The organism is Bacillota bacterium (genome assembly GCA_012727955.1).
In the GTDB taxonomy this organism is placed as follows: Bacteria; Bacillota; Limnochordia; order DTU087; family JAAYGB01; genus JAAYGB01.
Map to the genome: position 1 here is coordinate 1 of JAAYGB010000017.1, position 21,921 is coordinate 21,921.

A 21,921-nucleotide genomic window follows, 5' to 3' on the forward strand; every position below is an offset into this window, starting at 1 on the left:
GAACACCTACATACCAAAGTGGTGCTGGAGCCCACCACTTTGCCCATCAAGAAGGGCGACGAGTTAGGAGTCCTGGTGGCCTATCTGCGGGATAAAGAGTTGGGCTCTGTTCCCCTAGTTGCCTCCCGGAGCATGCGGCGACGAACCCTCTGGCATGACCTCAAGGATTGGTGGCAAAGGCTCACACCCTCTGCAGAGGAACGTAGCCAGCCAGAATCTGTTTGATCCCCACATCGGGAAAGGCGATTGTATACAGTGGCGTTCCCTTGGAATCCGAGACCGCGACAACGGTCCCGACGCCAAAGGTGCCGTGTTTGACTTTATCTCCAGGAGCAAACTCAGCGGCCTCAGGCTCCGGTCGCTTTCGCCGGGGCCTGGGCGGCGCCACCCTCTCCCAGTTAGCGCCAACTCCCTGGCGGCTGCCGCTGCTTATCTGGGTTGAGAAGCCCATGGACAAGCTCCCGTCTAGATCCACCTCAACCAACTCCTCGGGAATCTCTTCCAGAAAGCGCGAGGGATAGTTTAAGGTGGTATTGCCGTACAGTGTCCGTTGTTTAGCGCTGGTTAAGAACAACCGCTCCATCGCTCTGGTGATTCCCACGTAGCAGAGGCGTCTTTCTTCCTCCAATTCTTCAGGCTCCCACTGAGACCGACTGTGGGGAAAGACCCCCTCCTCCATTCCTACCATGAAAACAACGGGAAACTCCAGTCCCTTTGCCCCGTGGAAGGTCATCATCCGCACCGCGTCGGCATCCTCTTCGAGATTGTCGACATCGGAAACTAGCGCCACATGCTCCAACAAAGCCCCAAGATCCGCGGGCTCATTCTCCGCCTCAAACTGCTTGGTCACCGAGAGAAACTCCTTCAGGTTCTCGATGCGTCCCTCAGCATCTACGGTGCCCTCCCTTTGCAGTTCCGGCAAGTACCCCGTATCCTCCAGGACCTTTTCCGTTAACTGGGTTACCGTCATCACCTCGGCCTGCTGGCGCAGGGAGTTGATCAGATCCCGAAACTGCCGCAGCTTGTTGGCAAAGGAGGTTGAAATGGTGTTGATGGCATCGAGATGGTCCAGGGCGGCAAAGTTACTGATCCCCGCTGCGGCGCTGTAATCGACCAAGCGTCCCACGGTGGTATCCCCAATCCCCCGCTTGGGGACATTGATGATGCGCTGAAAGCTGTAATTGTCGCTGGGGTTGTGAATTAGTCTGAGGTAGGCCAGGAGATCCTTGATCTCTTTCCGCTCGTAGAATCTAACCCCCGACACGATGGTGTAGGGCAGGCCCCGACGCATAAACTCTTCTTCCAGAGTCCGGGACTGAGCATGGGTCCGATATAAAATCGTAAAGTCCTTATAAGACCGACCTTCTTCACTGACCATCCGCTGGATTTGATCGGCAACATATCCGGCTTCCTGCCTCTCATCGGGCAGTTGCGCGGTGCGCAGCAGCTCCCCCTCACCCCGATCGGTCCACAGCCGTTTTCCCTTGCGCCCTGGATTGTTGGCAATCACGGCATTGGCAGCATCCAGGATGTTTTGGGTGGAACGGTAGTTTTGCTCCAGCTTGATGGTGCGAGCCCGGGGATAGTCTCGCTCAAACTCCAAGATATTGCGAATATCGGCGCCCCGGAATTTATAAATTGACTGATCGTCGTCGCCCACCACAAAAAGATTTTGCCACTTCTCTGCCAGGGCCTTGATCAAAACGTATTGGGCATGGTTGGTGTCTTGGTACTCATCCACCAAAATGTGTTGGAACCGATCCTGGTACCAAGCCAACACCTGGGGGTGATGGCGAAAGAGCAGCACCGTATACATGATCAGGTCATCGAAATCAAAGGCGTTGTTTTCCCTCAGCTTAGCCTGATAGCGCGCATATACCCGGGCAATGGTGTTTTCCCGGTAGTCGCTGGCCCGTCGATCGTATTCATCGGGGCCGATCAACTCATTTTTCGCGGAAGAAATGGCGTTGAGCAGCCAACGGGGATCAAAGTTCTTGGGGTCCAGATTCAGCTCCTTGAGACAGTCCCTGATCACCGTCAACTGATCGGTAGTGTCGAAGATCAGGAAATTCCGATTATACCCGATGTATTCCGCCTCTCGCCGCAGAATCTGTACACACATAGAGTGAAAGGTACTGACCCAGATCTGCTCTCCCGTATACCCAACCAGGGCTGCCACCCGTTCCTTCATTTCCTTCGCGGCTTTGTTAGTAAAGGTCACTGCCAAAATCCGATAGGAAGGCACCTGGCGCTCCGTCAACAGATAGGCAATCCGGTAGGTGAGGACTCTGGTCTTCCCCGAACCGGCACCGGCAATAACTAATAAGGGCCCATCGGCAGCGGATACCGCCTCCCACTGGGCCTGGTTCAGTTGATTCTTCAGCTCCAAAACTAGCTCCTCCTACTACTTCCCTGCTACCCTCGCCTACTTCCGCCGGGAACTGAGTTCCGTCAACACATCCCCGGGCGTTGCGCCCTTGGCCACCAAGAGCACCAGGAGGTGATACACAAGATCTGCTATCTCGTAGACCATTTCCTCCGTTCCAGGGTTCTTAGCACCGATGATCACCTCGGCGGTCTCCTCCCCCACCTTCTTCAGGATTTTATCAATCCCCTGGGTGAACAAATAATTGGTATAGGACCCCTCGATGGGATGATCTTTGCGTTGGGCGATTAGGTTAAATAGCTCATCAATGATCCCCGAAGACTTGTCCTGATAAACCTCATCGGGATCAAAGGTTAGCTCCGGCCTTGCCTCGCCGTCGCTGTCCTCCACCGGATAGTGAAAGCAGGATCGATAGCCTTCATGACAGGCTCCCGCCCCCTGCTGCACCACCCGCAGCAAAATGGCATCCTGATCGCAATCGGTTCTGATCTCCTTCACCAGTTGATGATGCCCCGAGGTCTCACCCTTGAGCCACAAGGATTGTCGGCTGCGGCTGTAATACCAGGCCATCCCTGTCTCCAGGGTTTTCTCCAAAGCTTCCCGATTCATATAGGCTAACATCAACACCTCGCCACTGTCAGCATCTTGGGCAATGGCAGGAATCAGTCCCTGGTTAAACTGCAAATCCTCTATTTTAATCAATGTCCTCGCCACCCCTCATCCCGTACCTACTCCCCTGGTTTCCTAGATAACACCCCGTTCACCGCTGCAATGGCCTCCGGCAGTTGAAACTTCCCATCATAGAGGGCCTTACCAACGATGGCGCCGCTTACTCCCTGCAATGAGTATTGGGCCAACTCTTCCAAATCAGCAACCCTTGACACTCCCCCGGAGGCAATCACCTTGGGACCGATGGTAAGCATCGTCTCCAAGGCCCGATAGTTGGGTCCTGTAAACATCCCGTCGGTGGCGATGTCGGTGAAAATAATCTCTTCTACACCCATCTCATACACCCGGCGAGCCAAATCCATCGCCGGCATCGTGGTGGTCTCTACCCAACCTTCCACTGCCACCCGACCGTCTCGGGCATCGATGCCCACCAGCACCTGCCCGGGAAACTCCCGGCAAGCCTGCTTGACAAACTCTGGGTCTCGATAGGCTACAGTGCCCAGGATCACCCACCGTACCCCCACGGACAGAAGGGATTCAATCACCTTTAGGTCCCGCACCCCTCCGCCCACTTCAACGGGCATCTGTACTGCCCCAGCGATATCCTTAATCACCGGCAGGTTCCCAGACTCACCGGTAAAGGCACCGTCGAGGTCCACAACATGGAGCCGCTGGGCCCCCTGAGCTTCAAATTGGCGAGCCACCGCAACGGGATCATCGGAATACACCGTCATATCCTCGGCCCTGCCCTGCAACAGCCGAACTACCTGTCTTTGTCTTAAATCGATTGCTGGAATCACTAGCATTTGTCCGCCACTCCCCCGGTTTGTTCTACCTTCCGGTCCCACTCCGCCAATGGCTTGTCTACCCCTGCAACGACCCTTTGGTTGACAGCACCTCGTCGGACCCGGTCCGCCGACAGGCAGCTCCCAAGGCCCTTGCTACCGCCTTAAAGGCAGCCTCAACGATATGGTGATCATTCTCTCCCGCCAATTTCCTCACATGGAGGGTGATGGCGGCGTTGTGGACAAAGGCGCGGAAAAACTCTACCGTTAACTGGGTGTCAAAATCGCCGATCATCGGCGCCCGATAGGGTACATCCCAGGCCAAATAGGCTCGACCACTGATGTCCAGGACAGCTTGGACCAAGGCCTCATCCATCGGTACCGTCGCCTCTCCGAACCGAGCAATCCCCTTCCCCGCATGCACAGCCTGACGCAGGGCCTGACCCAAGGAGATTCCCACATCTTCTACGGTGTGGTGTCCGTCTACCTCCAAGTCCCCGGCAGCGGTAACGGTCAGGTCAAAGCCGCTGTGTTTGGCAAAGGCCGTAAGCATATGATCAAAAAACCCAATCCCGGTGCAAACCTGGGCCTGGCCCCGACCATCGAGATCCAGGGTTACAGAAATATCCGTCTCCAGTGTTTTACGGTCAACGCTTCCCCTGCGCACAAGGGCCCCCTCCCATCTGTTCATCCCTGCAATTTCCTACATCAGCCTAGGACTCAAAGCGAATCGCCATTGCCCGGGCGTGGGCCTGTAACCCTTCCCCTTGGGCCAAACGAATTCCCGTTGGAGCCAATTGCTGTAGGCCTTTAGCGGTGACACTGATAATACTGCTGTATTTGACAAAATCATAGACCCCCAAGGGCGAAGAGAAGCGCGCGGTGCCGTTGGTGGGCAGGACATGGTTGGGACCCGCGACATAGTCTCCCACCGGTTCCGACGCGTAGTGTCCGAGGAAAATAGCTCCTGCATTTTGAATTTGGTCCAGGAGAGCAAAGGGCTCAGCTACCGCCAACTCCAGATGCTCAGGAGCACAGATATTAGACAGTTCCGCCGCGGTCTCAAGATCCGGACACACCACAATTACGCCGGATTTGGTCAAGGCTTGGGCAGCAATCTCCCTGCGGGGTAACAGCGCCAGATGCTCCTTGATTTCCTGAGCCACCTGCTCTGCCAATTCCGGGGAAGTAGTCAACAGGTACACACCGGCCTCGGGATCATGTTCCGCCTGGGAGAGCAAGTCCGCTGCCACGTAGCGGGGATTGGCAGTGTCATCGGCGATCACTAAAATCTCGCTGGGACCGGCCAGACTATCGATGCCGACCTTGCCAAAGACCTCCTTCTTGGCCAAGGTCACATAAATGTTCCCAGGGCCAACGATCTTGTCAACAGGCTCCACCGACTGGGTACCGTAGGCCAAGGCGGCAATTCCCTGGGCTCCTCCCACCCGGAGCAGCTGCGATGCTCCCGCTTTATGGGCGGCAACGATGATATGGGGATTAAGTCCCCCATGTTTGGTCTCCGGGGTAGCCACCACTACCCGCTTAACACCGGCCACCTTGGCGGGAACAACGGTCATCAAAACGGTGGACACCAGAGGCGCCGTTCCTCCGGGCACATAGGCACCGACAGAGGCCAGGGGCGTCACCTTTTGCCCCAAGACATTGCCATGGGGACCGGTAGTGATCCAGGAGTTTTGCACCTGCTTGCGGTGATAGGCAGCGATGTTATCCATGGCAACATCTAAGTCTGCCAGAAACTGTTTACTCACCTGTTGGTAGGCCTGCTCCAATTCTGCATCGGTGACAAACAAACCCTTGCTGGACAGATCCACCCCGTCGATCGCCGCAGCGTAGTGCACTAAAGCCTCATCGCCCCGCTCCCGCACATCGGCCAGAATGGTCTGCACCACCTCCAAGGGCGTTAGAGGCCCGCCAAAGGTCTCCTCGGTGCGGGCCATCACCTCTGGGGTTACTTCCACCGCATCGACATCGGGGCGAGTCAAAAGATATTCTAATTGGTCTCTGCTCATCTCAGCGGCATTGACAATTCGCATCAATGTCTTCATCTCCTCTGATAGGTATCCTATCCCTACTGAGATAACTCACCGGATAATCCATCGATTAATGCCTGGATTGCTTGGTATTTCACCTTGTAGCTAATGGGATTGGCAATAAGTCGAGCGGAAATCTCCGCCACGGTGGCGATGGGAATCAGTCCATTGGCCCGGAGGGTGGTTCCCGTTTCCGTAATGTCGACGATGGCATCGGCCAATCCCACGATGGGTCCCAGCTCCACGGAGCCGTTGAGCTTGATAACCTCCGCCTGAATGCCCACTTGATTGAAATACTTAGTGGCGATATTGGTGAACTTCGAGGCCACCCGGCTGTTAAAGTCCAGCTGCCGCACGTCGGTGATCCCTGAGCTTTCCGCCACAGCCACAATCATCTGACAGCGCCCAAAGCCCAGATCCAGCAATTCCGCGACCTCGGCCTCCGTCTCCAGCAGGATATCCTTCCCGACGATCCCGATATCCGCGGCCCCGTACTCCACGTAGGTGGGAACGTCGCTGGGCTTTGCCAACAGGAAACGATAAGAGCCATCATCGGTCTCGATAATCAACTTCCGGGAGTCCGACAACAATGAGGAGCAATCGACCCCGGCCCTGGATAACAGCGGGGCCAGATATTTCTGAAGCCGACCCTTGGGTACCGCGATGGTGATCACATCCTCCGCGGCGGTCCCGGCCACGGCCTGACTCTGCTCCCCCGCCGCCAACTCCTGGGGCCAGGTTCCCTGGGCATCGAGGCACTCCATCAACCGTTCTACCCCAAAGGCAAAGCCCGTAGCGGGGCACTGGTATCCAAACTGTCCGATGAGGTTGTCATAGCGGCCACCATCACAAATGTTAAATCCCAGGTCTTGGGTGTAGCCCTCGAAAATCAATCCCGTGTAGTAATCCAAATCCTTAACTAAGCCCAGGTCCAGCTGGACGAATTCCGCTAAGCCCTTGGCTTCAAGTTCCTGGTAAATCACCTGCAGATTGGCTACCGCCTGCCGAGAGGTGGCATTGGGAGCCAACTGCCAGGCCTCCTTCAGAACCTCTTTCCCGCCCCGAAGTTTCGGCAAGCGCTGAAATACCTGCCGCAGAGAATCGGGCATCGCTGCCGCTCCCACCAACTCCTTGAGGGAGACATAGTCTTTGCGCAGGAGGGCTTCCCGTACCTGGCGCCCCACCGCCGGCGACAACTGGGCCGCCTCAACCAGTCCGGTGAAAAACTCTACATGTCCCAGATCAAAGCGAAAGCTTCGCAGTCCCACGGCCTGCAGAGAGCCAATGGCCAGGGCAATAATCTCACTATCACCCCCCGGTCCCGGCTGCCCGATGAGTTCCGCTCCGATTTGGTAGAACTCCCGACGCCGGCCGGCCTTCAAGGTCCCGTAGCGCAGGACATTGGAGGCATAGAAAAATCGCAGGGGTTTCTCCGCCTCCCGGTACCTGGTGGCCACCACCCGAGCAATGGGCGTGGTCGCGTCGGGGCGCAGGGCCAGGATCTGTCCCTCTTGGTCAATGAGGCGATAGGTGCTTTCCGCTAGGTGAGGCCCGTTACCCTGGGTCAAACTATTGTAAAATTCGATGGTCGGGGTGATGATCTCCTGATATCCATAGGATTCGTAGAACTCGGTGAGATGATGTTGAATAAACCGCTTTCGCTTGACGTCAGCCGGCAAGAAGTCCTTGGTTCCCTTCGGCGTCTGTACCGCCGTGTGTTTTAGGTTAGGCATCGGTGTTCCTCCCCAGGGTATTCAGTATATCTTTTCCAGTTATTCCGCTTCTTAGTGATCAAGTCCTGCGGAGAGCGGGACTGAAATAAGCAGAAGGCCGGTTTGCACAACCGGCCGCAGATAACCTATTATATTGCTCGTGGTTGCTGCCAGCTACTCCCATTCAATGGTAGAAGGCGGCTTGGCACTAATGTCATAGACCACCCGGTTGACCCCATCAACTTCCTCCATGATTCGCTGGGACATCTTCGCCAACACCCCATGGGGCAAGCGGGCCCAATCTGCGGTCATCGCATCCTCGCTGTTCACGGCGCGAATCCCCAACAGATAGGAATAGGTCCTGGTGTCCCCTTTGACACCGACGGTCTTGGTATCGGACAAAACGGCAAAGTACTGCCAAACATCCCGGTCCAATCCTGCCCTGGCAATCTCCTCTCGAACAATCCAGTCCGCTTCTCTCACGATTCTGAGCTTGTCTTCCGTTACCTCACCGACAATCCGAACGGCCAATCCAGGACCGGGGAAGGGCTGACGATACACCATCTCCTCGGGCAATCCCAACTCTAGCCCCAGGACCCTCACTTCGTCTTTGAACAGATCCCTCAGGGGCTCCAACAACTTCAGGTCCATATCCTCCGGCAGACCACCGACATTGTGATGGGATTTGATTACTTCCCCTTGACCAATGCCGCTTTCCAGCACGTCGGGATAGAGGGTGCCCTGCACCAGGTATTCAATCTCACCGAGCTTGTTGGCCTCTTCCTCGAAAACGCGAATAAACTCGTTGCCAATCCGCTTGCGCTTCTCCTCAGGGTCAGTGACTCCCCGCAGAAGGGTAAGAAACCGCTCTGCCGCAGAAAGGTGAATAAACCGGGAGAAGTAGTTGCCAAAAAGGCGAGACACTTCCTCCGCTTCATTTTTGCGCATGAAACCGTGGTCTACAAATATGCAGGTGAGCTGGTCACCGATGGCTCGGTGTACTAGGGCCGCGGCCACGGCAGAGTCTACTCCCCCCGACAGACCGCAGACCACTGGCCTGTCGCCAACCCGTTGGCGAATATCTTGCACCATAATCTCGATAAAGGACTGCATCGTCCAATTGCCCTGGCAGCCACAGGTATCGGTGACGAAACTGCCCAGAAGCTCATCGCCGGAAGGTGTATCCACCATTTCCGGATGGAAGCGCAAGAGGGGAATCTTCGTCTGTTGGAGACTGGCCTCAAGGGGCGAAATGTCCCTTTGGTCCTCCCCGGCAGGGCCCATAGCCAGAATAATCCCCTTGGGACCTTGAGCCAGGATCTCTTCACTGCTAGTTGTAAAAGGAACGATTTCACAATAGACCTTAAGGCCCCGCACCCGCCGGGCAATTAGCTGACTGTACTGGCCACCGACGTCCACTATAATGATTTTTTCCAAATTGCTAGTTTTGTTCAAAGTGAGTCTCTCTCCCTACTTACTCATAAACCTCCGGCTTGAGAACTCCGATGTAAGGGAGGTTGCGGTAGCGTTCGTTGAAGTCTAGGCCATATCCCACTACGAACTCATCGGGAATATCAAAGCCGTTGTAATCCGTCTTGACATCGACTTGCCGCCGGCCAGGCTTGTCCAATAAAGTTACGACCTTTAGGCTGGCAGGTCTGCGGGAGCGCAGGTTGTCCAACAGATAGTGAAGGGTAAGGCCACTGTCAATAATATCCTCAACCACCAGGACATCTTGCCCTTCGATGGAGTGATCCAAGTCCTTGAGAATCCGAACTACCCCACTGGACTTGGTGCCGGCACCGTAGCTGGAAATAGCCATGAAGTCCACCTGAACCGGCCCCTTGATTGCCCGCATCAAATCTGAAGTAAAGGGCATAGCGCCCTTCAAAATGCAAAGGAGCAAGGGAAATTTACCCTTGTAATCCTCGGTAATCTCCTCTCCCAACTCTGCTACTCGCTTGGCAATCTGTTCTTCAGTTAGCAAAATCTTCGATAAATCTGCGTGCACCTAGATAACCCCCTGGTTTAGCAACATATTGATTCTTGTACTCCAAATAGACAAAAACATCCTGGCAGCTTCTGTTAAGCTTCTGTTAAGATGAGGGGCTATCTACCCTGTCGCCCACACTTAGTTAGTCTTTCCCAACCCTGGCCCAACCCTTTCGCAAAACCCCCGGGTTACTCTCACTTAGCGTCCGACCAAGGAAGGCACGATATGCAGGGTGCCGTACTGGGGCGTAGTTCCCCACTCCATCACCATTGGATTTCCCGTCCAGGTCATCCTTCGCACCTGCCTGATGACACCTTCGCCCCCGGGGTCAGGGACATAGTCCACATCATTGAGGCGCACCTCCAGGCCAAAGGCTTGGCCGGGAGCAATGCTGCTGTTATAGGCCTTGGCAAAGGCCGCCAGAGGGATGGCAATCTCTGCGGTATACCCTAAGGGCCGAATCTGTCCCACGGCACCTCCCAGCTTAAGGACCGCTCCAATCCGTGCTCCGGGAATGCTGAACCAAGGACCGTTACCTGCGGCGGTCTCAAGGGCAAAGATCAAGGCCCGGCGCTCTGCTCCCGTTCCTGAAGGGTCGATGACAATCTCCACGGAATCCTGTTCCCGCAGAGATCCGACAATCTGATCGGTAACAACAGAATCGTCGATGACGTCCAAGGCTATGTAAAGATAATCTTCGTTCCACAGAGCTTTCATCCGCAGGGCTGCATCCCCTGGACCCTTAGGCCTGGGCCCATCCACCGTAAAGGTCCCCTGTTCCAGCCAAGTGGCAGGAGTGGTATCGTCGATTACCAAGTTTTCCGCCAGCTGCCAGGGCAAATCACTGAGATGACCGTCGATGACAATGGGAATATCGGTCCGACAAGCCAGTAAATCCCCCTGGGCGAAGACCTCCGGAGTCAGACCCCAGAGCGCTATCCAAACTACCGCTATCCACAACAGCCACGGTTTTCCTGTTCCCTGCAAACTACTCACTCCCATATCCCGTGAAACCTATCCTCTATTCTTTTATTCCCCAATTTCCCCAGCTATTCCTGTCGTCGGGGATTGCCGGCAGCGGTTTTCCTACAGCGGTTGCGCGCAAAAAGGCGCCTGGGCAAAATCCCGGCGCCTTACTAGTTTAGCTTCAGTTTTCTTACATCATCGGAGGCATGCCGCCCGCGGCACCAGCTGCTGGCTCTTCCTCAGGCTGATCGGCAATCAAAGCCTCGGTGGTGAGGAGCAACGCAGCGATGGAAGCAGCGTTTTGCAGAGCACTTCGAGTTACCTTAGCTGGGTCGACGATACCGGCATCAAACATGTTGACGAACTCGCCGGTTAGAGCGTTGAAGCCCTCGCCTGCCGGCAGCTTAGCAACTTGAGAAAGGATAACTGCACCTTCCATACCGGCGTTGGCTGCAATCTGGCGCAGCGGATCGGCCAGAGCCCGAGCCACGATGTTGATTCCCGTCTGGATGTCGCCCTCTTCCTCGAGAGCCTCCACAGCGGAAATGGCATTGACCAAGGTGACTCCACCGCCGGGAACGATTCCTTCCTCCACGGCAGCGCGAGTAGCAGAGAGAGCATCCTCGATGCGATGCTTCTTCTCCTTGAGCTCGGTCTCGGTAGCAGCACCAACGTTGATGACAGCTACGCCGCCGGCCAACTTAGCCAACCGCTCTTGGAGCTTCTCCCGGTCGTAATCGGAGGTAGTCTCCTCGATTTGAACCCGAATTTGAGCGATCCGAGCCTTGATATCCTCGGGGCTGCCAGCACCATCGACGATGGTGGTGTCGTCCTTGGTGACAACCACTCGACCGGCCCGACCCAGCATATCCAAGGTGGCGTTCTCCAGCTTCAAGCCGACTTCCTCGGAGATGACCTGACCGGCGGTGACGGTAGCGATGTCACTGAGCATCGCCTTGCGGCGATCACCAAAGCCAGGAGCCTTGACGGCACATACGTTCAAGGTTCCCCGGAGCTTGTTGACTACCAAGGTGGGCAGAGCTTCGCCCTCAACATCCTCAGCAATGATCAACAGGGGAGCACCGGCCTGCATCACTCTCTCGAGAATGGGAAGGAGCTCCTGAACCGAGGAGATCTTCTTATCGGTGATGAGAATGTATGGATTCTCAAACACAGCTTCCATCCGCTCGCTGTCGGTGACCATGTAGTGGGAGATGTAACCCCGGTCAAACTGCATACCTTCGACAACGTCCAAAGTGGTGCCAAAGGTCTGGGACTCTTCGACGGTGATGACTCCGTCCTTACCCACCTTCTCCATGGCGTCGGCGATCAAAGCACCGATCTCGTCGTCACCGGCAGAGATAGCGGCAACTTGAGCAATGGCCTCTCTGGTCTCTACAGGCTTGGCCATTTCCCGAATCTTTTCTACGGCAACTCCTACTGCCTTATCGATACCCCGGCGGAGCAGCACTGGATTGGCACCGGCGGCCACGTTCTTCAGACCCTCACGAACGATGGCTTGGGCCAAAACAGTAGCTGTGGTGGTTCCGTCACCGGCGACATCGTTGGTCTTGGTGGCAACCTCCTTCACCAACTGGGCACCCATGTTCTCGAAGGGATCCTCCAACTCGATTTCCCGAGCAATGGTGACACCGTCATTGGTGATGGTGGGTGAACCATACTTTTTTTCCAGGACTACGTTACGTCCCTTGGGACCAAGGGTAACCTTTACCGCATCGGCTAGCGCATTGACGCCTTTCTCCAGTTTCCGACGGGCTGCTTCGTTAAAAACCAGCTCTTTTGCCATGAGCTTGTTCACCATCCTTGTCTAAAATGTCCGCGCCTTCTATGTAATCGCGGCAAGAAATACAGTACATCGGTCAAGCAGTTCATCAAGCTATGGCTTACTCTACGATAGCTAGAATGTCGCTTTCCTTGAGAATCAAGTACTCCTCGCCATCGACCTTAACCTCAGTACCGGCATACTTAGCAAAGAGAACAGTGTCGTCCACCTTCACGGTCATCGCGATGGTCTTGCCGTCCTCAACCCGACCGGGACCTACGGCAACAATCTTGCCCTGTTGCGGCTTTTCCTTAGCGGTGTCCGGCAACACGATTCCGCTCTTGGTCGTCTCTTCGGTTTCCACTAATTTGATTACAACTCGATCTGCCAAAGGCTTCAGATTCATCTACTAATAACCTCCCTTGAGCTAGATTCGCTTCCCTTGTTAGCACTCATCGCTAGCGAGTGCTAACATCCACATACAATATTAGATGACTGGTTCCTTGGGTGCAAGAGGAAAGAAACACAGAAAAGGGCGATTTTGGGATAAATCCCCTGATTTATATGGGTACATCTACCTCATTCTTCCTCTTTGACACGTTATCGGCGTAATCCTCCTTGTTTCTTACCAGCTTCTGTTTACCAGAGTCAAATTATGCAATTTCACTCAAGATAATTGCTCCCTGGGAGTACTCCGGCACCACCTCAAGGAGCCCTAACTGACTGCAGTAAGTCAGGTCTTCGGCAAAGCCCAACCGGGCCAAATTGCGACCATGGCGACAGGATTGCAGCATCTCCTCCAACCGCCCCTGCCACTGCTCGGCCAAGGCTAGGACTAGGCTTGCACCATCGCTGAGACCTAAATCCACAGCCTCTTCGGCCCGGACCCCGGTCAGCGCCTGACAGATCATCCCGGCACAAACGGCATCCTCCAGGGTGAAGCGCTGCTGCGTCCCGGCACAAACCACCACTACCTCCCGCTGCAGGCGACGGCAGGCGGCAACCACCGCGGGCAGGTTAAGAAAGGAGGCCAACAACACCCGATGGGCGCCGGCACTGGCCAGAATGGCAGCGGTGCCGTTGGTGGTGGTCATCACCAGCTCCCGTCCCGCTACCACCGCGGCGGTGTACTCCCGAGGGGAATTTCCCAGATCGAAATCGGGGAGTTTGACTCCCCCTCGCTCTCCTCCCAGGAGTCGATTGGTGCCTCGCAGAGACCGGGCCTCCTCCACGGTAGCCGTGGGAAACACCTTGGTTACCCCGTTGGCAAAGGCAGTGGCCAGGGTTGATGTTGCCCGGAGCACATCAATCACCACCGCCGTCTTTCCCGTCAGATCAATGGCTTTCACTTCACTTCGAATCAATGCTGCGTCGCAGGTTAGTTTCCCACTCATGGTAAGGGGCATATAGCCTAAGGCCATATGCCCCATCACCTCCTAGCTAGATTTCCTTATGAAAGTTATCGGATGTTGAACCATTCCTTAAAGGTATCCATTTCGGTACCTCGGACCGCGGCTAGGTGCTTAATCGCCTCAAGGGCGGTAACTTCCTCATGCACCAGCTTATGCACAGCAGCGGCAACAGCTCTGGGGTCGTCCAGTCCTGGGTACAGAACGTTGCGGCCCACCATCGCACCGCGGACATTGTGGCCTTCGCCCATGCCCCGGGCAAAGTCCTCTATGGTGTTGATGGGGTTACCGGTAGAGGCGCCACCGAGCATCAAGATGGGCAAGGTGGTAGCCTTAGCCACTCGGTCGTACTCCCGTACGTAGGGGATCTTCAGCCAGAGGTTGGCAGAGGAATCTCCCAGACCGGCGGCAACACCCATGGTCTTAATCAGGGCATCGGGCTCCATGATTACCCGGTATCCCTTTTCCGTTGGCTCCACCGGTAGCGGCTCAAGGAACACCGGCAGGCCGTACTTATTGCACTCGTTGATGGCATTGGCACAGTACTGGATGGTCTGAACCGAATAGCGAGACATCTTACCGGGATCCAAGCGGAACATCATCTTGGCACCATCTAGGCCCATCCGATGCATGGATTCCGCGGTATAGGAGGTCATCCGGTCATCCATCTCATATTCGATACCGGCCAAACCGCCTCGGTTCATACAGCCCATCAAGACTTTGTTGTCCAGGAAGGCCGGGCCACCGTTTTCCTTACTCAGATGGTGAAGGATCAACAGGTCCTCGATAATATCCGGAGTACCCATCACACCATCGATTTCATCGCTGGTGACCACCCGCAGGATTCTGCCCAAATAGTCCAGGCGATCTCCCATCGCCGTGGGATGGCTGCCCACATTGGTGACATAGCGAGCAGGGTGATCCGCGGCCAAAATGACCAATTTGCCATCCTCGGTGAGCTTCTCCCGCCGCTTGCGGGACTGGGCGATCTCTTGAATCAAACCGGGGTTCTGGACCCGGATATCGGTGATCATGTTAAAGATCGCATCGGGAAACCAGCGGCGAGTGTGGAAGTGGAAGCCACCAATTCCGTAATTGACATCATTGCGGTTGCATGCCGCCTGAAAAGCCGTCTTAACCGAGGCAACAGCGTTGGCAGGCTCCTGATCCGGCAGCGGCGTAACTTCGAAGCCAATTCCACCGGTGTAGCCAATGTCCACCAAAGTCTTGACAAAGGCACCAAGATCCTCGGCGGTAACGGCACTGCCGATGTAGTCAAAGGGAGGATGGCTGTCTCCGTAGAGAGGATCGTTTTCATCGATGACACAGCTGCCGATATGAATATGATTGAGATAGGGCGCCAACCGCCGCAACACCTGCGGAGTTTCCAGGGCAAAGGTGTTGCTGCGCAGCAGGAACATATGGCTGAGGTCATACATCAGACCAAAATTCTTGTGACCATAGGTATCCCGCACTTCCCGAGCCACGTAAACGGCGTCATCGGTGGGACCAATCAATTGATTTCTATGTCCCGGTTCCGGCAACCGGTCAAACATCTCAAGGCTGAGGGTGATGGGCTCTACCCCCTTAGCCTCTGCCACTTCCCGGGAATAATTGCACAGCTCGTCCAAAGAACGAACGAGATTTTGCATCGCTTCTTTGCGCAACGCGCCATCGGCGTCGGGACCGGGATCGGTACCGCTGATCAAGCCCATGCTGACGGCGCCCACTTCGTAGGCTTCATCGATACAGCGCTTCAAACGCAGGATTCCTGCGATCCGCTGCAACTCATCTATGGAGCTAATGTCGGTGACCGGGACCAAATCATCTTCATTCATCAGCTGCACGGGCTGTGCCGACCAAATAATTTTGATATTGGCATCATGCAGCCGCTTAGCTACTTCTGCCCGCAGGGCCGGGTCCTTGATGGTGGTGATCTCAAGGGCTCCGAAATAACCGTCTGCGATGAGCTCATCGATGCTGCGGAGCAAGTAACTAGCTCGAGCCTCACCCCGCATCACCGATTTGGTTGTCCCTGGACCGGGATACGCCATGAAGTGAACTAGACTTTTTACGTTCCGTTCTAAAGCCAAAACTCCTCCACTCCCTCTTCAGATGTTCTGTCTGCTGCTCAGGCCTCAACAACCCTCTTGATGCGTTTTAGTCCTTCAATAATTTGTTCCTCCGATGTTGCATATGACAGTCGTAGATATTCTTCTGTCTCTTCTGCGTTTTTCCTACCAAAAGATGTCCGAGGAAGTACGGCAACGTTGCCTTCGTAGAGGAGTTTGGTTTGTAAAGCCTTAGAATCCCGTAATCCCAACCGCCGACAGGCCTCGGTCACATTGGGAAAGACATAGAAGGCTCCCGCGGGCATTATACAGCTAATTCCTTCGATATCATTCAAACCCGCGACAATCAAATCCCGCCGCTTCCGAAAGATTTCCATCATCTCGTTGCTGGGATCTTGACTGCCCGTTAAGGCCTCAATCCCAGCGTATTGGGTAAAGGTGGCGGTACAGGATTCCACATTGGTCACCAAGCGAGCCACGTCCACGGCCAGGCTTTCCGGCATCACGCCATATCCTAGGCGCCATCCCGTCATGGCATAGGTCTTGGAGAAGCCATCGAGAATGACGGTGCGATCCTGCATCCCTGGCAGGGAAGCAATACTGCGAAATTCCCCATCAAAGACCATCCGAGAGTAGACTTCATCGGACAGTACCCAAATATCCCGCTCCCGGGCAATCTCCGCTACCACCTCCAAATCCTCTTTACTGAGCATTCCCCCGGTGGGGTTGTGGGGAGAATTGAGGATAATTAGCTTGGTCCGGTCGGTAATCTTTGCCCGCAGATCATCGAGGTCAAAACGAAACTGCCGGGACTCCAACAGCGGCGCGGGAATGGCCTTGGCTCCGACGAAATTGATCACTGACTCATAGATAGGAAAACCGGGATTAGGGTAGATTACCTCATCCCCGGGATTGACACAGGCCAAAATGGTGTAGAAAATAATCGGTTTTGCCCCCGGGGTGACCACCACGTTTTCCGGCTTTGCCGAGATACCCCGAGTCCGGCTGATATATTCGGCAATGGTCTGACGCAGCGGCATAATGCCCGCGGAGGGGCTGTAGTGGGTCTCATTTCTTTCAATAGCCGCGATTGCCGCCTGCTTGATGTGCTCCGGAGTTGAGAAGTCCGGTTCACCAATGGCAAAACTAATAATATCTCTTCCCTGGGCCTCCAGAGCCCGCACTTCCGCCAACACCTCAAAGGCCGTCTCCGTTCCTAGACTTTCCATCCGCCTTGCCCGTTGCAAGTTTACTCACTCCTTTTCCACCCAGGATATTACCTACTTCCCGATTCGGACCCGGGTGAAACCTCCTAATTGTAGCACAAGGGCCCGCCAGATCCCGGGGCGGGCCGCTATCCGAAAGACGACATAAACTTACAACCCAATGCATGACTTATGAATTTATTGTCGGGCAGACTCCCAATCCCGAAGAAACTGAGCAATTCCGGCATCGGTGAGGGGATGTTTGAGCATTTGCTGGAATACACGGTAGGGAATGGTGGCGATGTGGGCTCCCGCTCGAGCCGCGGCAAGAACGTGGTTGGGACTGCGAATACTGGCAGCGATAATTTCGGTGTCAATTCCGTGGAGATCGAAGATTTCGGCGATGTCGGCAACTAGTTCGATGCCTTCATGTCCAATGTCCTCTAGACGACCGACAAAGGGGCTGACGTAGGTAGCTCCTGCCCTGGCACACAACAGGGCTTGGTGAGGTGAAAAGATTAGGGTCAAGTTGGTCTTAATTCCCCGCTCGGACAATATCGCCGTAGCCTTTAGCCCCTCGTCGGTCATCGGTACCTTGATCACAACATTTTCATGCCATGCGGCCAGCTCCTCGGCTTCTTTAACCATCCCGGGAGCATCGGTGCTGATCACCTCGGCACTAATGGGACCCTCGACGATGGTACAAATCTCCTGGACCACTTCCTGGAAATCCCGGCCTTCCTTGGCAATCAGCGAAGGGTTGATTGTGACTCCGGACAATACGCCCCAACTGGCAACTTCACGAATCTCCTCGACGTTCGCGGTATCGATAAACAGTTTCATAGGAAAACCTCACTTCCCTGTTGATCTTACCCTCAGTCTTCCTTGTCCTTCTTCCCCGGTGGGGATCCCCTCGCCGCTGCCAGGACTGCGACTTCTAGGACTCCATCAATTGTAGGCCGGGAACGGCGTTAAGGTCCCAGGAGGCAAAGTCTCCCCGCCGATAGCGATAGTATCCGGCACAGCCAATCATCGCGGCATTGTCGGTACACAGCACCGGCGGTGGATAGTATACCTTGATACCCCGCTGAGCACCTAGCTGGGCAAGGCGCTGCCGCAAGCCGCTGTTGGCCCCAACACCTCCCGAGAGGAGAATGGTATCCACTCCCTTTTCCTGGGCCGCCCGCAGGGTCTTGGCCGCCAGTACTGAGACGATGGCCTCCTGCAAACTCGCGGCAAAATCCGCCACATCTACGGCCCTTCCCCGCTGCTCCTCATTATGGATCAGGTTGATGGCCGCGGTTTTCAGGCCACTAAAACTGAAATCGTAGGTGTCATCCCCCAGCATCGCCTGGGGCAAGGGATAGCGAGTTGGATCTCCCCTTTGGGCCAGGGCATCGATTTCCCGTCCCGCGGGGTAAGGGAGGCCCAGCACCCGCCCGACTTTGTCAAAGGCTTCCCCGGCGGCATCGTCCCGGGTGCGCCCCAAGATCCGATAGGCGCCGTAATCCTCGATGTACAGCAGATCGGTGTGACCGCCGGAGACGGTCAAACAGACCAAGGGAGGCTCAATGTCCCTGTGGGCCAAGAAATTGGCGTAGATGTGTCCCTCGATGTGATTGACGGCAATTAGGGGGATGCCCTGGGCAAAGGCCAAGGCCTTGGCGGTACTGATTCCCACCAGCAAAGCTCCCACCAAACCGGGACCATAGGTGACGGCAATGGCCGACAGATCCGACAACCCCACACCGGCTTCCTCCAGGGCAGTATCCACCACCGGGAGGATCAGCTCGATGTGTTTCCGGGAGGCTACCTCGGGAACCACACCGCCAAAGCGCCGATGTAAATCGATTTGCGATGATATTACATTTGAAGCTATTTCTCTGCCGCCAACGATGACCGCGGCTGCGGTCTCGTCACAACTGGTTTCAATTCCCAATACTAGATCATTACTTTTCAACGTCGATTTCCTTCCACATTATTAGAGCATCTTCATGATCGTCTTGGTAGTATCCAGGCCGAATCCCCACCCCAACAAATCCCATGGAACGATAAAGATGTTGGGCCACGTGGTTAGACACCCGCACTTCTAGGGTCAGGCGCTCTCCTCCAAAGCCACTGACTAACTTCTCGATTGCCTGCAGCAGCAAACGCCCGACACCCTGGTTGCGCCACTGGGGGTGAACGGCAACATTGGTGATATGGCCTTCACCGCCGATGAGCCATACCCCAATGTATCCGATCACCGCATCCTTATATCTAGCCACCAGGTAATGGGCCCGATCGTTGTCCCTTAGCTCCGAGGTATAGGCCTGCCGGGACCAGGGAGTAGTAAAGGATTGTCTCTCGATGGCCAACACTTCCGGGATGTCCTCTAGGGTCATAAAATCAATCTGCACTACTTCTCCTGGGGTCCGCTGATTCACTGACATGCTTCCCATTTAATCTCGGCCTCCGATTTGCGAAGATACAAAGGCACCAATGTCATTGGATCGGTAGTAACACCCTTGCGCAAATACTCCTGCCCCACCTCGACCACGGCAGCCGCCCGCAGCAATGCACCGGAGCCCGGGGGGATAGTAATCTTGCCTGCTTGAATAAAGGGCTTGAGCAGCTCCAAATTACGCAAGGCCCCATCGCCGGCCACCACAATGGAAGTCGACCCATACTGGGCCTCCAGCTGCTCCAGCAAGTCCTTCACCGCCACCTGGCCGGGCTCTCCTAAGGGCTGGGGCCCAGGTGATGGATCCGCTGGGCTATCTGTAGGTTCCCCGCTGCCAAGCCCGGTAAACACTTGGGTATAGACCGTCTGCCGCCGAGCATCCACCATGGGGACAACCACTTGGCCAGCCCATCCCACCTGCCAAGCCAGGGCCGTCAGGGCACTGACTCCAACCACAGGAATCTGCCAGGTATAGGCCAGAGCTTTGGCCGTAGCTACGCCGATTCTCAGGCCGGTAAAGGAGCCAGGGCCCAGGACCACCGCGATGGCGTCGACGCTGCTCCCTTCCCAGCCGGCATCGGCCATCACCTGCTGGAGGGCCGGCATCAACCGCTCGGAATGGGTCGCGGTCAGTTGTAGGGTGTACTCGGCCACCAAGCGCCCGGACTCCGCCAAGGCTACCCCGCCCGCGGCCGTAGATGTGTCAATTCCAATAATCCGCATCAGTCAATCTCTCCAACCTCTGCCATGTCCTTAAGGTTTTCAGCCAGGTTCACCATCCGGGATCCCTGTCCGGTAATCACCAATTGCCGCTTCGCAGCGCCGGTTTTTTCCACGGTGATCCAGATCACATCCTCCGGCAGGTAATCCTCCACCAGGTTCGCCCACTCAATGAGGGTTATTCCCTCCCCATACCAGTATTCCTCGTATCCGATGTCCTCTAGTTCCTCCGGCTCTTCCAACCGATAGACATCAAAATGATACACCGGCATCTGTCCATAATATTCGTTGACCAGGGCAAAGGTGGGACTGGTGACAGGCTCCTGTACTCCCAAACCTTGGGCAATCCCCTTGACCAAAGCGGTCTTGCCTGCACCCAGGTCTCCAGTGAGGGCGATAATATCTCCCGGCTGTAGGGCTTTGGCCAAAGCGGCTCCAATATCCCGAGTATTGGCTTCACTGGTGGAATTAATGATCAATTCCATAGTAATTACACCTACTTTGCTTTGCCACTCCAAAAATATGGGGTGGTACGGAAAGCACTCAGTGAAACACTGAGTGCTAATATATGTCTATTCTACCACCGATTTCCCGGCAATAAAGACCCTTTCTGGCTTTGAGCGAATATCCAGGGGATTTCCGCTCCAGATCACTAAGTCGGCTTCTTTTCCAGCTTCCAAGCTGCCGAAGCGATCGTCAATCCCCAGAATCTGAGCGGGATTGATGGTCATCGCCTCTAAGGCCGCTGCCTCCGGCAAGCCTTCCTTGACGGCCAGGGCCGCGGTAACGGGCAAGTAGTTGACGGGAACCACGGGATGATCCAGGGTAAAGGCAATTTTCACTCCGGCCCGGTGCAATACTCCAGGGGTGGCATAGGTTTTATCCTTTAGCTCCACCTTGGACCGCGAGGTCAAAGTCGGACCTACAATGGCGGGAATGTTTCGAGCTGCCAGAAAATCCGCGATCTGGTGGCCCTCGGTGCAGTGCTCAATCAGAATGTCCAGATCGAATTCTTCGGCAATACGCACCGCGGTCACGATGTCGTCGGCCCGGTGAGCATGGGCCCGCAGCGGGATCTCCTTCCGCAGGACTCGAACCAGCATTTCCATCTTCAGGTCCCGTTCCGGAGCCTTGCTGGGATCGGACTGCGCCTCTTCCAGTTTCTTAAGGTAGTTTTGGGCCTTAACCAAGTTTTCCCGCAGCAAAGCAGCAATCGCCATTCTGGTCACCGGAGACTTCTTCTGTCCCTGGTACACCCGCTTGGGATTTTCCCCAAAGGCGACCTTCAAACCACCGGATTTGATCACCATCTCATCGACAATCCGGCCGTAGGTGCGAATCACTACCCCTTCCCCGCCGATGACATTGGCACTGCCGGGGACGATGCACATGGCGGTGATGCCGCCTTCGTAGGCATCCTTAAGCCCCTGCTCCTGGGGATTAATCCCATCGATGGCCCGAAGGCTTGGGGTGACAGGATCCACCGACTCGTTGTAGTCCCAACCCGCGGGACCAATTCCCTCTTCATCGACGCCGGCATGACCATGGGCATCGATGAACCCAGGCAAGACCACCTTGCCGGTGGCATCGATCACCTGGGCACCTTCGGGAATGGGGATATCCCTGCCCACGGCTTTGATTTTGCTGCCCTCAATGAGTAAAGTACCCTGTTCTATTATTCCCTGAGTAATAGTATTGATGGTGGCATTGACAATTGCAATCAC

At 55.5% G+C, this 21,921-nt stretch carries 21 protein-coding genes; 1 reads left to right on the top strand and 20 read right to left on the bottom strand.

The features are described 5' to 3' along the window. Positions 1-225: hypothetical protein (locus GX030_03915; GenBank protein NLV91525.1), on the top strand; the 225-nt coding region annotated here is incomplete at its 5' end. On the opposite strand, the gene pcrA is transcribed toward GX030_03915, so the two are convergent. The 20 genes from pcrA to GX030_04015 form a co-directional block, all read right to left on the bottom strand. Next, positions 182-2,389, bottom strand: a complete 2,208-nt coding sequence (gene pcrA / locus GX030_03920) for a DNA helicase PcrA (protein NLV91526.1) — start codon at positions 2,387-2,389, stop codon at positions 182-184. The genes GX030_03915 and pcrA overlap by 44 nt on opposite strands. Before the next feature lie 36 nt (positions 2,390-2,425). Beyond that, positions 2,426-3,085, bottom strand: coding sequence for a bifunctional phosphoribosyl-AMP cyclohydrolase/phosphoribosyl-ATP diphosphatase HisIE (locus GX030_03925; protein ID NLV91527.1), 660 nt, complete (start codon positions 3,083-3,085; stop codon positions 2,426-2,428). Positions 3,086-3,114: 29 nt separating this feature from the next. Beyond that, the gene (gene hisA, locus GX030_03930; GenBank protein ID NLV91528.1) at positions 3,115-3,861 is read right to left on the bottom strand and encodes a 1-(5-phosphoribosyl)-5-[(5-phosphoribosylamino)methylideneamino]imidazole-4-carboxamide isomerase; all 747 of its coding nucleotides are present in this window, start codon (positions 3,859-3,861) and stop codon (positions 3,115-3,117) included. A 58-nt stretch (positions 3,862-3,919) separates the two neighbouring features. Then, positions 3,920-4,531: an imidazoleglycerol-phosphate dehydratase HisB gene (hisB, locus tag GX030_03935; protein ID NLV91529.1), complete on the bottom strand. Its 612-nt coding sequence runs from the start codon at positions 4,529-4,531 to the stop codon at positions 3,920-3,922. 22 nt (positions 4,532-4,553) lie between these two features. Continuing rightward, positions 4,554-5,897, bottom strand: a complete 1,344-nt coding sequence (gene hisD / locus GX030_03940) for a histidinol dehydrogenase (GenBank protein NLV91530.1) — start codon at positions 5,895-5,897, stop codon at positions 4,554-4,556. Positions 5,898-5,932: 35 nt separating this feature from the next. Beyond that, positions 5,933-7,627, bottom strand: coding sequence for an ATP phosphoribosyltransferase regulatory subunit (gene hisZ, locus GX030_03945; GenBank protein ID NLV91531.1), 1,695 nt, complete (start codon positions 7,625-7,627; stop codon positions 5,933-5,935). A gap of 153 nt (positions 7,628-7,780) precedes the next feature. After that, the gene (gene guaA, locus GX030_03950; GenBank protein NLV91532.1) at positions 7,781-9,043 is read right to left on the bottom strand and encodes a glutamine-hydrolyzing GMP synthase; all 1,263 of its coding nucleotides are present in this window, start codon (positions 9,041-9,043) and stop codon (positions 7,781-7,783) included. 37 nt (positions 9,044-9,080) lie between these two features. Continuing rightward, the gene (gene hpt / locus GX030_03955) at positions 9,081-9,617 is read right to left on the bottom strand and encodes a hypoxanthine phosphoribosyltransferase (GenBank protein ID NLV91533.1); all 537 of its coding nucleotides are present in this window, start codon (positions 9,615-9,617) and stop codon (positions 9,081-9,083) included. 180 nt (positions 9,618-9,797) lie between these two features. Beyond that, the gene (locus GX030_03960; GenBank protein NLV91534.1) at positions 9,798-10,586 is read right to left on the bottom strand and encodes a hypothetical protein; all 789 of its coding nucleotides are present in this window, start codon (positions 10,584-10,586) and stop codon (positions 9,798-9,800) included. A gap of 169 nt (positions 10,587-10,755) precedes the next feature. After that, a complete protein-coding gene (gene groL / locus GX030_03965) occupies positions 10,756-12,372 on the bottom strand; it encodes a chaperonin GroEL (GenBank protein ID NLV91535.1) in 1,617 nt (538 codons plus the stop codon). Positions 12,373-12,469: 97 nt separating this feature from the next. Beyond that, positions 12,470-12,754 carry a co-chaperone GroES gene (locus tag GX030_03970; GenBank protein ID NLV91536.1) on the bottom strand — a complete coding sequence of 95 codons (285 nt, stop codon included), beginning with the start codon at positions 12,752-12,754 and terminating at the stop codon, positions 12,470-12,472. A gap of 247 nt (positions 12,755-13,001) precedes the next feature. Next, on the bottom strand, positions 13,002-13,769 hold the full coding sequence (locus tag GX030_03975; protein NLV91537.1) for a 2-phosphosulfolactate phosphatase: 768 nt from the start codon (positions 13,767-13,769) through the stop codon (positions 13,002-13,004). A 38-nt stretch (positions 13,770-13,807) separates the two neighbouring features. Beyond that, a complete protein-coding gene (locus tag GX030_03980) occupies positions 13,808-15,850 on the bottom strand; it encodes a TIM barrel protein (protein ID NLV91538.1) in 2,043 nt (680 codons plus the stop codon). A 38-nt stretch (positions 15,851-15,888) separates the two neighbouring features. Beyond that, positions 15,889-17,076 (bottom strand): pyridoxal phosphate-dependent aminotransferase, encoded by a 1,188-nt coding sequence (locus tag GX030_03985; protein ID NLV91539.1) that lies wholly within the window; start codon positions 17,074-17,076, stop codon positions 15,889-15,891. A gap of 156 nt (positions 17,077-17,232) precedes the next feature. Beyond that, the gene (gene fsa / locus GX030_03990; GenBank protein ID NLV91540.1) at positions 17,233-17,877 is read right to left on the bottom strand and encodes a fructose-6-phosphate aldolase; all 645 of its coding nucleotides are present in this window, start codon (positions 17,875-17,877) and stop codon (positions 17,233-17,235) included. Between the two features lie 94 nt (positions 17,878-17,971). Further along, the gene (tsaD, locus tag GX030_03995; protein NLV91541.1) at positions 17,972-18,994 is read right to left on the bottom strand and encodes a tRNA (adenosine(37)-N6)-threonylcarbamoyltransferase complex transferase subunit TsaD; all 1,023 of its coding nucleotides are present in this window, start codon (positions 18,992-18,994) and stop codon (positions 17,972-17,974) included. After that, positions 18,984-19,466: a ribosomal protein S18-alanine N-acetyltransferase gene (rimI, locus tag GX030_04000; GenBank protein ID NLV91542.1), complete on the bottom strand. Its 483-nt coding sequence runs from the start codon at positions 19,464-19,466 to the stop codon at positions 18,984-18,986. The genes tsaD and rimI overlap by 11 nt, the downstream gene beginning before the upstream one ends. After that, positions 19,457-20,200 (bottom strand): tRNA (adenosine(37)-N6)-threonylcarbamoyltransferase complex dimerization subunit type 1 TsaB, encoded by a 744-nt coding sequence (gene tsaB, locus GX030_04005; GenBank protein NLV91543.1) that lies wholly within the window; start codon positions 20,198-20,200, stop codon positions 19,457-19,459. Before tsaB ends, rimI begins: the two co-directional genes overlap by 10 nt. Then, entirely contained in the window at positions 20,200-20,688 is a 489-nt protein-coding gene (gene tsaE, locus GX030_04010; protein ID NLV91544.1) for a tRNA (adenosine(37)-N6)-threonylcarbamoyltransferase complex ATPase subunit type 1 TsaE, read from the bottom strand. Before tsaE ends, tsaB begins: the two co-directional genes overlap by 1 nt. 81 nt (positions 20,689-20,769) lie before the next feature. Then, a complete protein-coding gene (locus GX030_04015) occupies positions 20,770-21,921 on the bottom strand; it encodes an amidohydrolase (protein ID NLV91545.1) in 1,152 nt (383 codons plus the stop codon).